The 13,854-nt window shown below is 36.8% G+C and carries 15 protein-coding genes; 2 read left to right on the forward strand and 13 right to left on the reverse strand.

The features are described 5' to 3' along the window. Positions 1-25: 25 nt before the first annotated feature. Positions 26-658 carry a SanA/YdcF family protein gene (locus B4F31_RS02290; protein WP_093304931.1) on the reverse strand — a complete coding sequence of 211 codons (633 nt, stop codon included), beginning with the start codon at positions 656-658 and terminating at the stop codon, positions 26-28. A gap of 128 nt (positions 659-786) precedes the next feature. Here B4F31_RS02290 and B4F31_RS02295 point away from each other — a divergent pair, with 128 nt between their 5' ends. After that, a complete protein-coding gene (locus B4F31_RS02295) occupies positions 787-1,419 on the forward strand; it encodes an NAD(P)H-dependent oxidoreductase (protein ID WP_075327305.1) in 633 nt (210 codons plus the stop codon). Here B4F31_RS02295 and ribB read toward each other — a convergent pair. From ribB to B4F31_RS02355, 12 genes are all read right to left on the reverse strand, one after another. Further along, a complete protein-coding gene (ribB, locus tag B4F31_RS02300) occupies positions 1,416-2,564 on the reverse strand; it encodes a 3,4-dihydroxy-2-butanone-4-phosphate synthase (RefSeq protein WP_093304929.1) in 1,149 nt (382 codons plus the stop codon). The genes B4F31_RS02295 and ribB overlap by 4 nt on opposite strands. A 30-nt stretch (positions 2,565-2,594) precedes the next feature. Further along, positions 2,595-3,974 carry an LptF/LptG family permease gene (locus B4F31_RS02305; protein WP_232228843.1) on the reverse strand — a complete coding sequence of 460 codons (1,380 nt, stop codon included), beginning with the start codon at positions 3,972-3,974 and terminating at the stop codon, positions 2,595-2,597. Positions 3,975-4,044: 70 nt separating this feature from the next. Beyond that, positions 4,045-4,686, reverse strand: a complete 642-nt coding sequence (locus tag B4F31_RS02310) for a LolA family protein (RefSeq protein WP_075327302.1) — start codon at positions 4,684-4,686, stop codon at positions 4,045-4,047. Between the two features lie 17 nt (positions 4,687-4,703). Beyond that, on the reverse strand, positions 4,704-7,073 hold the full coding sequence (locus B4F31_RS02315) for a DNA translocase FtsK (protein WP_075327301.1): 2,370 nt from the start codon (positions 7,071-7,073) through the stop codon (positions 4,704-4,706). A gap of 191 nt (positions 7,074-7,264) precedes the next feature. Continuing rightward, positions 7,265-7,627, reverse strand: coding sequence for a diacylglycerol kinase (locus B4F31_RS02320; protein WP_093304927.1), 363 nt, complete (start codon positions 7,625-7,627; stop codon positions 7,265-7,267). Beyond that, entirely contained in the window at positions 7,627-8,127 is a 501-nt protein-coding gene (tpx, locus tag B4F31_RS02325; RefSeq protein ID WP_093304924.1) for a thiol peroxidase, read from the reverse strand. The genes B4F31_RS02320 and tpx overlap by 1 nt, the downstream gene beginning before the upstream one ends. 131 nt (positions 8,128-8,258) lie before the next feature. Beyond that, on the reverse strand, positions 8,259-8,507 hold the full coding sequence (locus tag B4F31_RS02330) for a DUF6952 family protein (protein WP_075327298.1): 249 nt from the start codon (positions 8,505-8,507) through the stop codon (positions 8,259-8,261). Then, on the reverse strand, positions 8,488-8,802 hold the full coding sequence (locus B4F31_RS02335; RefSeq protein ID WP_075327297.1) for a thioredoxin family protein: 315 nt from the start codon (positions 8,800-8,802) through the stop codon (positions 8,488-8,490). The genes B4F31_RS02330 and B4F31_RS02335 overlap by 20 nt, the downstream gene beginning before the upstream one ends. Before the next feature lie 23 nt (positions 8,803-8,825). After that, positions 8,826-9,464, reverse strand: coding sequence for a peroxiredoxin (locus B4F31_RS02340; protein WP_057480715.1), 639 nt, complete (start codon positions 9,462-9,464; stop codon positions 8,826-8,828). Positions 9,465-9,650: 186 nt separating this feature from the next. Beyond that, on the reverse strand, positions 9,651-11,138 hold the full coding sequence (gene nhaC / locus B4F31_RS02345) for a Na+/H+ antiporter NhaC (protein ID WP_093304922.1): 1,488 nt from the start codon (positions 11,136-11,138) through the stop codon (positions 9,651-9,653). Positions 11,139-11,277: 139 nt separating this feature from the next. After that, on the reverse strand, positions 11,278-11,856 hold the full coding sequence (locus B4F31_RS02350) for an outer membrane beta-barrel protein (protein WP_177195694.1): 579 nt from the start codon (positions 11,854-11,856) through the stop codon (positions 11,278-11,280). A gap of 88 nt (positions 11,857-11,944) precedes the next feature. Continuing rightward, a complete protein-coding gene (locus B4F31_RS02355; protein WP_286760519.1) occupies positions 11,945-13,159 on the reverse strand; it encodes an aminotransferase class I/II-fold pyridoxal phosphate-dependent enzyme in 1,215 nt (404 codons plus the stop codon). Between the two features lie 158 nt (positions 13,160-13,317). On the opposite strand from B4F31_RS02355, the gene B4F31_RS02360 reads away from it, so the two are divergent. Continuing rightward, complete coding sequence (locus B4F31_RS02360; RefSeq protein WP_093304914.1) at positions 13,318-13,776, forward strand: Lrp/AsnC family transcriptional regulator; 459 nt, start codon at positions 13,318-13,320, stop codon at positions 13,774-13,776. Positions 13,777-13,854: the final 78 nt, after the last annotated feature.

Below are 13,854 nucleotides of genomic sequence, written 5' to 3' on the forward strand. Positions count from 1 at the left end.
TAAATATCAGGAGCTGCGCGGTAGTTTATTTAGGGTGTTTTTCTAAAGTAGTAGGTTGTTGATTGGTAAGAATCTCCCAAATAGCTTTAAAATTAGCTAGTTGTTCGCGGCGTTTAATAGTTTCAGAAGAGGTATATGCAACGGGAGCGGCTTCAAAACCTTTATAGTCGGCATCCAGGTTTTTAGCAATATAAAGACTTCTGGGTAAGTGAAATTTTTGCGTGATTACTATGGCGTCTTCGATTTCAAAAACAGATTTTGCCCTGAACATACTATCGTAAGTATCAAAGCCAGAATGATCTAAGATAATATCTTCAGAAGAAACTCCTTTTTTCAATAAATAATTTTTAATGGCATTTACTTCATCATAATCATCGGTTCTATGATCGCCACTCACCAGAAAATTTTCAATCTTATTTAACTTATAAAGTTGGTAAGCAGTTTCTACCCGATCTTCAAGAATTGGAGATAATTTTCCATCAGCATGTACACTAGCGCCAAGAATTATTCCTGTTTTTGCTGAAGGAATCTGGGTGATTTCAGAATAGATTAGGCCAGAAGTTTCTTTTTGTACATAAGCTTCTAATCCAAATATTATAAGGATGCTTATAATAACAAACAGTGCAAAAGCGAGAATTAGTTTTCTAAACAGCTTCATAAGGCGGCGCCAATTATAAAACGAAGATAAAGAATTATAGTTTACTTATTTGTTTAATTTATTGAGGAAACTTTATGCATAAAAAAGTGATTGATTACCTTTGAAAGTCTTAAAAGAATACTTGAAACATGAGCAATATAAAAGCTTTACAATGGCGTTATGCCACTAAAAAGTTCGATCCGCAAAAAATTCTCTCTATAGAGAAAATAAACATTCTTAAAGAAGCCTTTAATTTAACTGCTACCTCTTATGGCTTACAACCTTTAAAAATGGTTGTGGTGCGCAATAAAGAATTGCAGGAGCAATTAAAAACTGCTTCCTGGGAGCAACAACAGTTAAACACTGCGTCTCACGTTTTAGTGATTTGTATTGAAAAGAAAGTTGATAAGAATTTTATTGAAAAATACTTTAAAAGGGTAAAACACATACGCGAAACTCCAGATGATATTTTAGATCCTTTTAAAAAATCTTTGGTAAATAGTTTTGAGTCTAAAGCCGAAGAAGAAGTGCACGCCTGGGCACTAAATCAGGCTTACTTAACTTTGGGGACACTGTTAACCGTTTGTGCTACCGAAGAAATTGATGCTTGCCCAATGGAAGGTTTTGAACCCGATAAATATGATGAGCTCTTAAATTTAGGCGAACGCAATTTAAGATCGGTTCTGGTTTTACCGGTAGGTTACCGTGCAGAAGACGATATGTTTTCTGAATTTAAAAAGGTGCGAAGACCTTTAGATGATGTGATTATTGAAGTAAATTAATAATTTACGTACCGGGTAATTTCAAGTCCGTAGCCAATCATCCCAACACGTTTGGTTTGTTGAGAGTTAGAAAGCAACTTGATTTTATGAATTTCCAGATCGTGTAGAATCTGTGCACCAATTCCAAAATCTTTATTATCCATATTAATAGGCGGAGCTTTAACTTCGCCTTTTTTCTGGCGTTCTTTTAGCTCTGCAAGTCGTGGTAATAAATTTAAAGATTGTAGGGCAGGATTTATAAAAACAATTGCACCGCGGCCTTCCTCGTTTATTGCCCTAAACATATTATCCAATTTCTTGTCGGCATCATTGGTTAATGTTCCAAGAATATCGTTATTAATTAGCGTAGAGTTTACCCTAACCAGAATTTCTTCATCGTTTTTCCAGCTACCTTTGGTAAGTGCTAAATGAACCTGATTATTTGTAGTTTGGCGATAAGCCCGTAATCTAAATTTCCCAAAACGGGTATCGAGATCAAAATCTTCTTTCTTTTCAATTAAAGAATCGTGTTGCATTCTGTAAGCAACAAGGGCTTCAATAGAAACAATTTTAAGATCGAATTTCTGGGCAACTTCCATTAATTGAGGGAGCCTGGCCATAGAACCATCTTCATTCATTATTTCTACAATAACTCCTGCAGGTTCAAAACCGGCTAGCCTGGCAAAATCTATAGCAGCTTCGGTATGTCCGGTTCTTCGTAATACGCCACCTTCTTTAGCTTTAAGCGGAAAAATATGCCCGGGACGGTTAAGGTCTATAGGTTTGGTTTCAGGATCTATTAAAGACTGAATGGTTTTAGCCCTGTCTGAAGCTGAAATTCCTGTGGTAACACCCTTACCGCGTAAATCTACCGAGATGGTAAAACCGGTTTCCATAGGATCGGTATTGTTGCTTACCATCATTTCCAGTTTCAGGTTTTTACAACGTTCTTCGGTAATTGGTGCACAAATGAGTCCGCGGCCGTGAGTAGCCATAAAATTGATCATTTCCGGAGTCACTTTTTCTGCGGCGGCAACAAAATCTCCTTCATTTTCCCTGTCTTCATCATCTACCACAATAACAACCTTGCCTTCACGAATATCGTCTATTGCTTCCTGAATGCTGTGAAGTTTAAGCGGAGTTTGGGTAGTGGTTTCCTGAGCCATGTTATGTGTTATTTTGGGCTGCAAAGATATTTAATCTATTTTTCTTTTCGGCTTAATAATACCAGCTTTTTTAAGAGCTTTACGTATAGGTTCGGTAATATTATCAAAAGCAAAAAGGCCCTGATCTGTAGTCGCCCTGTAGGTGAGATAAATTCCTAATGGTAACATAATTAAAGTAGAAAGCCAGGTGGCCAAAAACGGACTAACACTACCATCTTCGGCGCTGTTTTTAGCAAATATGCCAATAAAGTGGTAGGTAAGAAAAAGTAGAACAGCAACCACCATAGGTAATCCCATCCCGCCTTTTCTAATTATAGCGCCTAAAGGTGCACCCACAAAAAATAAGATAATACAGGCAGCGGCCAGCACGTATTTTTCGTGTAGGGCTATTTCAAATTTGTTGATTTGTTTAGTAGAATTTTTTAACTCAGATTTTTTAATATTTAAATGAGAAAGTGCGCCATTGATAGACCCAAGGGAAAGATTAACAATTTGAATAGCCTGGTAGGTATCGTACTCTTCCAGAATGGTATTTTCTATTTCTTTTATAGAATCTGAAGGATTAAGATTTACTTCAATTTTATCAAAATCTGTTCGCCGGTACATATTTTCGCTAAGATTTCTTTTCTTTTCGTTATGAGCGGTAGAAAATGAATCTATACTTTGCTTAAGTTCAGAAATATTAAGCATTCCCTGGGTGTTACTGTAACTCTCATCTTCCAGGTCTACATTATTAAAATCTGAAAGATCCAGGTTTATGGTATATTCTTCAAAATAACTCTTTGCAAAAGGTTTATTCCTTCTTTTAGAATAATCTGAAGGTTGAATTTCATCGTAATAATTACCGTCTTTTAAAATGAGAGAAAGTACCTCGGAATCTGTACTGCCCATTAATTCGCCTTCTTTGGCCTTCATTACGGTAAAGTTTCCGCTGCGGGCAGTTTTTTTATGGATAATAACATCGGTTAGATACTGGCCGTTATCGCCGCTTTTATCGTCTACTTTAATATTTATGGTCCCCAAATCGTTAAAAACCCCTTCGGTAATGGCCATTGCGGGTTTTAATTTGGCAATATTTTTCCTAAGGTTTATAGATTTATATTCTGCGGCGGGAATAACATTATTAGCAAAAAAGAATGCAGTAACACTTACTAAAAGAATGAATAAAGTTAAGCTACGCATAGCTCTTTGAAGTGAAATCCCCGAAGATTTCATTGCCGCAAACTCATAATTTTCGGCAAAATTACCAAAAGTCATTATGGAAGTAAGCAGAATAGTAAGCGGTAAAACCAGTGGCACCAGTTTGGGAGAGAAATAGAGAAGGAATTTAAGAATAATTTCAGTATCCAAATCTTTCCCGGCTAGTTCACCTATGTACAGCCAAATGGTTTGGAGTACAAAGATGAACATTAGGATAATAAAAACTGTAAAAAACGTTTTTAGGTAACTGGTGAGTATGTACCGGTCTAATATTTTCAATTTAATCTAATCTATTGATGTAAAAATCTTCGTAACGATCTTCTTCAAAGGTAAAAAGGTTTTGTGCCAGTTCCTGGTCAGTTTTAAAGCTTTTTACGGTAATAGTTATTTTGGTGTTATTATCCTGGGTTTGAATAAGATTATAAATATGCTTGGTTTGACTGTCTATTCCCAACAGGATATTCTTAACCTCGGCATCACTGTCTTTTGGAGTTAATTTTACATACTGAATTTTACGACCATTCAAATTTTGAGCGGCGTCCATTTCATAATTGTAACCTTCTTCATAAAAAGTGAACATTTTTGACGGAGTGATATTATTTTCTTCCTCTTCAACGTAGGTAGAAATATTTATCTCTTCGTCTTCAGGAATAATGGTATAAATTTTCTCTCCATCAAACATTTGGGTAGTTCCCATTAAATTTAGTACATATTTTTCTCCTGCAATACTTACATCCCCACGGGTTTCCTGGTTAACATTCGCTGCATTATTTTGTAGGGTGTATTTAAAATCTATCACCATATTGTCATAGCTTTTAACTTTAGAAGAAACTTCTTTTAAAAGGTTTTCAGCTTTTTGAGAATTCTGGGCGCTTAAGCTCAGGGTGAAAACAGCGAGCGTAATTAAAATTAAATTTTTCATCTTAGTAATTAGGTGTATTATTCTTCGTTTAATAATTGATCTAAAGCTGCAAGATCTGTCACTAAAACCTGTCGGGCTTTACTTCCTTCAAAAGGTCCTACAATGCCGGCTGCTTCTAATTGATCTATAATCCTACCGGCGCGATTGTACCCTAATTTTAGTTTACGTTGCAGCAAAGAAGCAGAGCCTTGTTGAGCCGTAACGATCACCTCGGCAGCTTCTCTAAAGAGTTTATCTCTTTCGCTTACATCTATATCAACACCTGTGCCACTATCGTCAGCTTCGTAGGCAGGAAGTTGGTGCGCTTCGGGATAAGCCTTTTGCGAACCAATAAATTCGGTTATTTTATCCACTTCAGGGGTGTCTACAAAAGCACATTGTAGACGCTTAAGCTCATTACCCTGGGTAAAAAGCATATCTCCACGCCCAATTAGTTGATCTGCGCCCTGGCCATCTAAAATCGTCCTGGAATCTATTTTTGAAGTTACCCTAAAAGCAATCCTTGCCGGGAAGTTTGCTTTTATAATCCCGGTAATTACGTTTACCGATGGTCTTTGAGTTGCAATTATTAAATGAATCCCAATGGCACGGGCCAACTGTGCTAAACGGGCAATTGGGGTTTCTACTTCTTTCCCGGCGGTCATTATTAAATCGGCAAATTCATCTACTACCAATACAATGTATGGAAGGAATTTATGGCCGTTTTCGGGATTTAATTTTCTGGCTTTAAATTTTACGTTGTATTCTTTAATATTACGAACCATCGCGTCTTTAAGCAATTCGTAACGATTATCCATTTCAATACATAAAGAATTCAGGGTATTTATAACCTTAGTATTATCGGTAATAATTGCATCTCCTGAATCTGGGAGTTTTGCCAGATAATGTCTTTCAATTTTATTGAAAAGTGTAAGTTCTACTTTTTTAGGATCTACCAGCACAAATTTTACTTCAGCAGGATGTTTGCTATAGAGTAGAGAAGTTAGAATGGCATTTAATCCAACCGATTTACCCTGACCTGTTGCCCCGGCCATAAGCATATGCGGCATTTTTGCGAGATCTACCACGAAAGTCTCGTTAGAAATAGTTTTGCCCAGGGCCATTGGTAATTCCATTTCAGCATTTTGGAATTTTGGCGAAGCAATTACCGAACGCATAGAAACAATGGTTGCGTTTTTATTAGGAACTTCAATACCAATAGTCCCTTTCCCGGGAATTGGCGCAATAATACGAATACCCAATGCTGAAAGGGAAAGCGCAATATCGTCTTCCAGGTTTTTAATTTTTGAGATTCTAATTCCGGCTTCCGGGACAATTTCGTATAAAGTTACGGTTGGGCCAACCGTAGCCTTAATTTGAGCGATCTCAATTTTGTAATTTTTAAGCGTATCTACAATACGGTTTTTATGCTCTTCCAGCTCTTCCTGGTCTACTGTAATACCACCACCATATTCCTGAAGCAACTCCAGGGTTGGGAATTTATAATTACTTAGTTCTAAAGTGGGGTCAAATTCCCCAAAATCTTTTACAATTTTATTGCTAATTTTATCTTCATCCAACTCTTCTTCCTGGGCTGTTTCTACTTCCATTTCTACCTCTTCAGGCTCAACCGGTTTAGGTTTTGGAGTAGGTGCAGTTTTTTCTTGTGTTGGAGGCGTGGTATCCAGTTTTATTTCTGCTGAAGATTTTTCAGCTGGTTTATCGGTTTTTGGGATTGATTTTTCTTTCCAGTCGGTTTCTTCTTCTGTTGCTGAAATTTCTTCATCATTAGACTTAAATTCTTTATTAAGGCTATCTTTTTTAGATTTCAGAAAGCTTCCTATTAATTCAGGCGTAAGGTTTAATCTTAAAGTTAGGTAAGCTATAAATAAGAACAACATCAATAATATTGTTCCGAAGAAACCTAGGTAATCCTGAAGGAAATCGTTCATTTCAAAGCCAATTCGGCCACCCAGCAGCGGATTTTCTGCAGCGAAAAAACCGAAGAAAATAGCCAGCCAAAGCATTATTAAAATACCCCAAAACCAGGATTCCCTTAGTTTTGTAGATTTTACACCAAGAAAAAGATGAAATCCGCTGTAGCTTACTAAAATTGAAAAGATAAAAGCGGCAACGCCAAATCCTTTGTACATAAAAAAGTCACTAACTGAAGCGCCAAATTTGCTTAACCAGTTTTTGGTTTCTACTTCACGATTTGAGAATTCGCCAAGCGTGCTTTGGTCTACCTGCCAATTGAATAAAAACGAAATAAATGCAACACTTAAAGCGAGGCCAAATAACATTAAGAAACTGCCTAAAACTACCTTTTGTTGCCGGTTAAGTTTAAAGGAAAATTTAGTCGACTTTTTCCCGGTGCTTGTTTTAGTCCTGGTTTTCTTTTTGGCCATAGATGATTTGTAGGATTTTGAGCAAAAATACAAATTAGCCCCGTCTAAAATAAAGAAAATTGCTTTCAGTTTATGGGGTGCTGTTTTGTATGCTTAAACGTTCAAATCTAAGCAATTATTTTTTGAGAAATATAGCGGAAAATCATTCAGCATCTAAAAGCCTTGGATTCTGAAAGCTACTGAAGAATATTTTAAAAAATATAAGGAAAGTAAATAAACGCACCAATAATTACCGCAGTTACTGCAGCGATAAATACTGCGCCAGCGGCAATATCTTTGATATGACCAATTTTACTATGAAAATCTGGATGCACAAAGTCTGCCATTGCTTCAAGACCTGAATTTAGTCCTTCGGCAGTCATCACCAGGCCTATAGCTACAAACTGAAACATCCATTCGGTTTTACTAATATCAAAGAAATAACCGGCAATACACATAATTATTGCGAGCACAAATTGCACTTGTATGCTCTGCTCGTGTTTTAGTAGCAACCAGGCACCTTTAATGGCATAGCCGCCTCCTCTAATTCTTTTTCCGAGGAAACTATCCCGCATTATAACAGGGTTTTAAGAGCAGCCAGGTAATCTGGTTCTTCGCCAATTTCGGGAACTTGCTGGCTGTGGATTACATTGCCGTTTTCATCTAAAACAATTACTACTCGAGAAAGTAAAGCTTCAAAAGGGCCATCCATAATTTCAAGACCGTAATCTTTTCCAAAGTTTCTATCTCTAAAATCTGATAGGTTAATTATGTTTTCTAAACCTTCATCGTTCACAAAACGCTTTTGAGCGAATGGTAAATCGCGGGAAATACAAAGTACAACGGTATTATCAAGTTCTGTAGCTCTCTCGTTAAATTTTCTAACTGAAGTTGCACAAACCCCTGTGTCTATACTTGGAAAAATATTAAGAATTACACGCTTTCCTTTAAAATCGTTTAAGGTTGCGGTGCTAAGATCTGATTTAATGAGGGCGAAATGGGGTGCTCTCTCTCCTTTTTCTGGAAGGTTACCATAGGTGTTAATTTTTTCACCTTTTAATGTTATTTGCGACATGGATGTTTTCTATTAAATTGGATTGATAAATTTAGAACATCTGTTTTAGGGATTTACTAAAATTATCATAAAAACAAAGGGCTGCCTTAATATAAGACAGCCCTTTTTAAATTATAATCAAAACGCGATTTCTAACGGTCTATAGAGCCAACTACTTTTTGCATAAAGTTGTTACAGGCATCTTTTTCTGGAGTACCTCCATCTATAGAATGCTTTACTTCCACAGCTCCGCATAAGTTCGAGATCAATTCGCCTATCACATCCATTTCCTCGTCTTTTACCGAACGATGTTCAGAATAGCTTTCAAGGACTTCTATGGTATGTTCCAGTTTTTGAGCCTCGTTCTCACGTGCTAAATGTTTAATTACTGGTAACTTCATTTACTAGGTCTTTTAGAGGTTCAAATTTGTTAGTTTGTACCTGGTTTACGAAACTTCCGTTTTTAAAAGTGGCAAAAGTTGGTAGGTTATCTACATTTGCCAGTTTTCTGGATTCCGGATATTTCTCGGCATCTACCAATAAGAACGTTGCGTTCTCATTTTCTGAAGCTAATTTCTTGAATTTAGGCTTCATTAATCGGCAGTTACCGCACCATCCGGCCATATATTGTACCACAACGGTTTCGTTATCTGAAACTATTTCGTTTAAATTATCCTGTTCTAATTCTTTTATCATAACAATCTCTTTCCCTTTTTTTCTTAGTTTAAGCTTAGGTAAGAAGCAACTCCGTCTCTATCGGCGTTCATTGCGTCTTTACCTTCTTCCCAGTTTGCAGGACAAACCTCACCTTTTTCCTGTACGTGAGTGTAAGCATCTACAAGTCTTAAGAATTCTGCTACATTTCTACCAAGTGGCATATCGTTTACTCCTTCGTGGAAGATTTTACCTTCTTCATCAATAAGGTAAGTAGCACGGTATGTTACGTTGTCTCCTTCTAGAGTAACATCCCCGGTTTCTTCATCATAAGATTCTCCGGTAATATCAAGAATTCCAAGACGTGAACTTAGGTTTCTGTTAGAATCTGCAAGGATTGGATATTTAACGCCTTCAATTCCTCCATTATCTTTTGGAGTATTTAACCAGGCAAAATGTACTTCTGGAGTATCACAAGAAGCTCCAACTACCATTACATTTCTTTTTTCAAATTCTTCAGCAGCTTTCTGGAAAGCGTGTAATTCTGTAGGGCAAACAAAGGTGAAATCTTTAGGGTACCAGAATAACAATACTTTTTTCTTGTTTTTCTGTGCTTCTTCCAAAATATTTAGTTGAAAGGTATCACCCATTTCATCCATTGCGTTTACGCTTAAATTTGGAAATTTTTTTCCTACTAATGACATATTAATTCTGTTTTTTATTGGTTTAACTTACATTGTAATTCTTGTGCAAATTTAAGGAAAGTTTCCCCTTAAAAAAGTTATTGAAATTTTAAAATACTATACAATAATAGATTTTGCTTATTGCTATTGCGAAACTAAATAGAGAGGTTTTATTTAGGAATTGTTTTACCAGTAAAAACAGGGGTTTTAAGCAGTTTGAGTTTTAGGAGATTCGCTTAATTCTTTGATTTTTATGCTAAAAGCAGCAAAAAGCAGGGTCATAAACGGACTCAAATAATTGAAGAAAGCATAGCCCGCATAACTAAGGGTTGGTACACCCAAAACACCACTGTGATACGCCCCGCATGTATTCCACGGAATTAATACTGAAGTAACCGTTCCCGAGTCTTCTAAAGCTCTACTCAAATTTTCTGGAGCAAGACCTTTATCGCGGTAAGCTTTGGCAAACATTTTTCCCGGAACTACAATCGCTAAATATTGATCTGAAGCAGTAGCGTTTAAAGCCAGACAGCTAAATACCGTACTGGCGAATAAACCAAAGGTGGTATGGAATAAATTTAATAGAGCCTTGCTAATTCTGGCCAGTGCACCAATAGCTTCCATAATTCCGCCAAAAACCATAGCGCAAATAATTAGCCAAATCGTACCTAACATTCCCGCCATTCCGCCGGCAGAAAACAAATCGTTTAAGTTTTCATTATCGGTTTCAACTGCAGTTTCTACAGTAATTGCCTGCATAACGCCCCGGTAGCCACTAACAAAATCCAGGTTTGTGGTACCTGCGATTTGCGCTACAATTTCAGGTTGAAAAAATAAGGCAGCGGCAGCACCAAGTAGCGTGCCCAGTAATAAAGCGATTAAAGGGGAAGTCTTTTTTACTATTAATGCAATTACAATTATGGGTACTAAAAATAACCAGGGGGATATTCTAAAAGAATTTTCTATGGATGCAAGAATAGCAGAAGTATCTGTAGTTCCCGAAGTATCTAAATTCAATCCAATAATCACAAAAATAATTAGTGTTATGGTGACCGTGGGAACGGTGGTAAGGGTCATATATCTAATATGCGTAAACAAATCGGTTCCAGCCATTGCCGGTGCAAGGTTGGTAGTATCGCTTAAAGGTGACAATTTATCTCCAAAATAAGCCCCGGAAAGAATTGCTCCCGCTGTCATCCCTACCGAAATTCCTAAAGCTTCCGCAATTCCTATTAAGGCGATACCTACGGTGGCTGAAGTTGTCCAGCTACTTCCTGTCGCGACTGAGATCACAGCACAAATAATGACACACGCGGCGAGAAAGATCGTAGGATTTAAAATTTGTAATCCGTAGTAAATCATGGTGGGAATAATTCCTGAAATAAGCCAGGTCCCCGCCAAAGCACCCACCATTAATAGAATAAGAATTGCCCCGGCCGTACTTTGAATATTACCGGCAACCTCATCTATCATTTTATCGTATTCCACATTATTAAAATACCCAACAATAGCTGCAACAGCACCTCCAAGTAACAAGACAAACTGGTTGGAACCGCTTAATGAATCGTCCCCAAAAACAAATACATTAAAGGCCAGCATTGCGATAAGCGCAAAAACAGGAATTAATGCAGGCCAAATACCGAGTTCTTTATTGGTAGGAATTTGTTTGGTTTGAGACGGGTCTTGGTTTTCCATTAAAGCTTGAAGTATATGTAGAAAACCTTATCAAAAAAGGTTTTCGGTTGAATTTATTTTAATCAGATTTTTCTATTCGCCTGTAATTTTACGATTTTACAGGAAAATGAGCAAGTTTTCTATAAAACTATAAAATTGATTAAAATTTATATCCAACTCCAAGTTGAATTCCAAAGGTGGTAAGTTTTTGGTGGAAATTTTTTTCTTCAAAAGGAATTACCGCATACCTTCTAAAATTAGGATTCACATAAAAATTGAAATTATTAAACGCATATTGGGCGCCTAATCCAAAACCAACACCAATTCCCGCCTGCGGATCTACAGATTCACTTTCTGAGCCTTGAAAATCCATTACAGGGCCTCCATTTACAAAGAAATAATCCAGGAAATTATAATTAGCAAAAATAGGAATAGAAGTGGTTTGCAATTCCTCAGAGCGCGTAGTTTGTTCCGGCATTGGGGCTGATGTTATCAATACATCTCCCCGCCAGTAATTTAGTCCGGTTTCCAGGGAAAGGTTATCGGTTACAGAAAGTAAATATCTGAAGCCGAATTCATATGAGTTTTCAATGTCAGCGCTTCCGCCTCCGGTAATTTCTTCACTTCTTAATAAATCGCTGTTGGTAAACCCGAAATAAAGCCGAACTTCATTTTGAGTTTGTGCAAACGCACTGAGGCTAAAAAATAGGAGGAATAGGGAGAGTAGTAGTTTTTTCAAAGTTTTATTTTTTGTGAATATACAAAAAAGAGAAAGTCCGAAAATATTATCACCCTTTAACGATTTTATTTTCGGACTTTCTTCTTTATTAAACTATCTCCTCATCCATTATGCCCACTTCAGCCATACAGGATTTCATTATTTTATAAGTTCGTTCTATATCATTATCCAAACCAATAGAAAAACGAATAAGTCCGTTGCTTAGGCCCATTTCTTCCTGCTCTTCGATTGGGATTTCAGAAGATGTAGAGCTTCCGGGTGCGCTAAACAGGGTTTTGTAAAAACCTAAACTTACGGCAAGGTAACCCAGGTTTTTTTCCTGCATTAGTTCCATTAACGCGTTGGCTTTATCCAGGCTACCTACATCTACGGTTAATAAACCACCAAAACCGTAATCTTCATTCATCATCTTTTTAAAAGTTTCGTGGCCGGGATGCGTTTTTAATCCGGGGTAAACCGTTCTTAAGCCGTCTTCCTGGAATTTTTTAGCCAAAAACATGGCATTATGACTGTGTTGCTTTATCCTAATATGCAGTGTTCTTAGGTTCTTTAAAACCGAAGCCGCTCGCATGCTATCCATTGTTGGGCCAAGTAACATATTAGCACCATCGTTAACACTGCGAAGCGCGTTAATAAAATCCTGACTTCCGCAGGTAACGCCACCAACCGTATCGCTGCTGCCATTAATGAATTTAGTTAGGCTATGGATTACCACATCGGCTCCCAATTCTTTCGGACTAATAGAAAGTGGTGAAAACGTATTATCTACCACAAAGGTGAGCTGATGCTTTTTTGCGATTTTTGCTAAAGCTTCAAGATCTGCAACTTCTAAAAGCGGATTACTTACCGATTCGCAGTAAAGCACTTTAGTATTTTTGGTGATGGCAGCTTCAATGCTTTTAAGATTTGTAATATCTGCAAAAGAGGTTTTGATATTAAATTTCGGAATAAAATTCTTCATAAACGCATAAGTTCCTCCGTAAACCGTTCGGCTGGAAACAATATGATCGCCGGCCTGGCACAGTTGAAGCAGGGTAGAAGTGATAGCGCCCATCCCACTGGCGGCTACATTTGCGGTTTCGGTACCTTCCATTGCGGCAAGGGCTTCACCCAAATATAAATTTGAAGGGGAAGAATGCCTGGAATAAAGGTAGCAACCCTCTGAGTTTCCTTCAAACGTATCGAACATGGTTTTTGCCGAAAGAAAAGTGTAAATAGAAGAATCGGAAATTGAAGGATTTACTCCTCCAAATTCGCCAAAATACTGAAGGTCCTGGATATTATCTGCAGGTTTATATTTCATCTTTATCAAATTTATAGTTCTCTCAAAATTACAGACTAATAGAATTAAAATCAATAGGTGCGATTTAATTCAGTAAATAAAACTATATATGGGATATTTATTAGATTTATAATCAGTAAATACTTATTTTAGTAATTAAGCGTAGAAAAATTTTCTTTATGAAATTAGATCAAAAAGATCTCCAAATCTTAAAACATCTTCAGCAGGATAGTAAAATGACTAATAAAGAGATTTCTAACAAGTTGAAACTTTCGGTTACTGCGGTTTTTGAAAGAATTAAACGCCTGGAACGGGAAGGGGTGATTTCTAAATATGTGGCACTTGTTTCGCCAGATAAAGTGGAAAAGAATTTTATGGTTTTTTGCCAGATAAAACTTATTCAGCATTCCCGGTCTTATTTAACAAAATTTGAAAGTGAGGTCACAAAACTTACTGAGGTTTTGGAATGCTATCACGTAAGTGGCGAATATGATTATATCTTGAAAGTTATTGTAAAAGATATGGAAGCTTACCGTGAATTTATGGTTACCAAACTCACTAATTTAGATCACATTGGTAGTACTCAAAGTACTTTTATAATAAGTCCGGTGAAAAGCACTACAGCTATACCTTTATAGTATTTAAGTTAAAGTGTTATTAAAAATAACAATAAGATCACAAAATATTTAAAATAGTTTACAGGAAGTAAATTTTAA

This window comes from Salegentibacter sp. UBA1130 (assembly GCF_002311535.1).
GTDB classification, from domain to species: domain Bacteria; phylum Bacteroidota; class Bacteroidia; order Flavobacteriales; family Flavobacteriaceae; genus Salegentibacter; species Salegentibacter agarivorans.

Coding starts and splice junctions, on each gene's coding strand:
- B4F31_RS02340 (WP_057480715.1), bottom strand. CDS start 9,464: ATGTCATTAGTAGGAAAAAAATTTCCAAATTTAAGCGTAAACGCAATG.
- B4F31_RS02315 (WP_075327301.1), bottom strand. CDS start 7,073: ATGGCCAAAAAGAAAACCAGGACTAAAACAAGCACCGGGAAAAAGTCG.
- B4F31_RS02295 (WP_075327305.1), top strand. CDS start 787: ATGAGCAATATAAAAGCTTTACAATGGCGTTATGCCACTAAAAAGTTC.
- B4F31_RS02335 (WP_075327297.1), bottom strand. CDS start 8,802: ATGATAAAAGAATTAGAACAGGATAATTTAAACGAAATAGTTTCAGAT.
- B4F31_RS02305 (WP_232228843.1), bottom strand. CDS start 3,974: ATGTTCATCTTTGTACTCCAAACCATTTGGCTGTACATAGGTGAACTA.
- B4F31_RS02355 (WP_286760519.1), bottom strand. CDS start 13,159: ATGAAATATAAACCTGCAGATAATATCCAGGACCTTCAGTATTTTGGC.
- B4F31_RS02330 (WP_075327298.1), bottom strand. CDS start 8,507: ATGAAGTTACCAGTAATTAAACATTTAGCACGTGAGAACGAGGCTCAA.
- ribB (WP_093304929.1), bottom strand. CDS start 2,564: ATGGCTCAGGAAACCACTACCCAAACTCCGCTTAAACTTCACAGCATT.
- B4F31_RS02310 (WP_075327302.1), bottom strand. CDS start 4,686: ATGAAAAATTTAATTTTAATTACGCTCGCTGTTTTCACCCTGAGCTTA.
- B4F31_RS02320 (WP_093304927.1), bottom strand. CDS start 7,627: ATGCGGGATAGTTTCCTCGGAAAAAGAATTAGAGGAGGCGGCTATGCC.
- nhaC (WP_093304922.1), bottom strand. CDS start 11,138: ATGGAAAACCAAGACCCGTCTCAAACCAAACAAATTCCTACCAATAAA.
- B4F31_RS02360 (WP_093304914.1), top strand. CDS start 13,318: ATGAAATTAGATCAAAAAGATCTCCAAATCTTAAAACATCTTCAGCAG.
- B4F31_RS02290 (WP_093304931.1), bottom strand. CDS start 658: ATGAAGCTGTTTAGAAAACTAATTCTCGCTTTTGCACTGTTTGTTATT.
- tpx (WP_093304924.1), bottom strand. CDS start 8,127: ATGTCGCAAATAACATTAAAAGGTGAAAAAATTAACACCTATGGTAAC.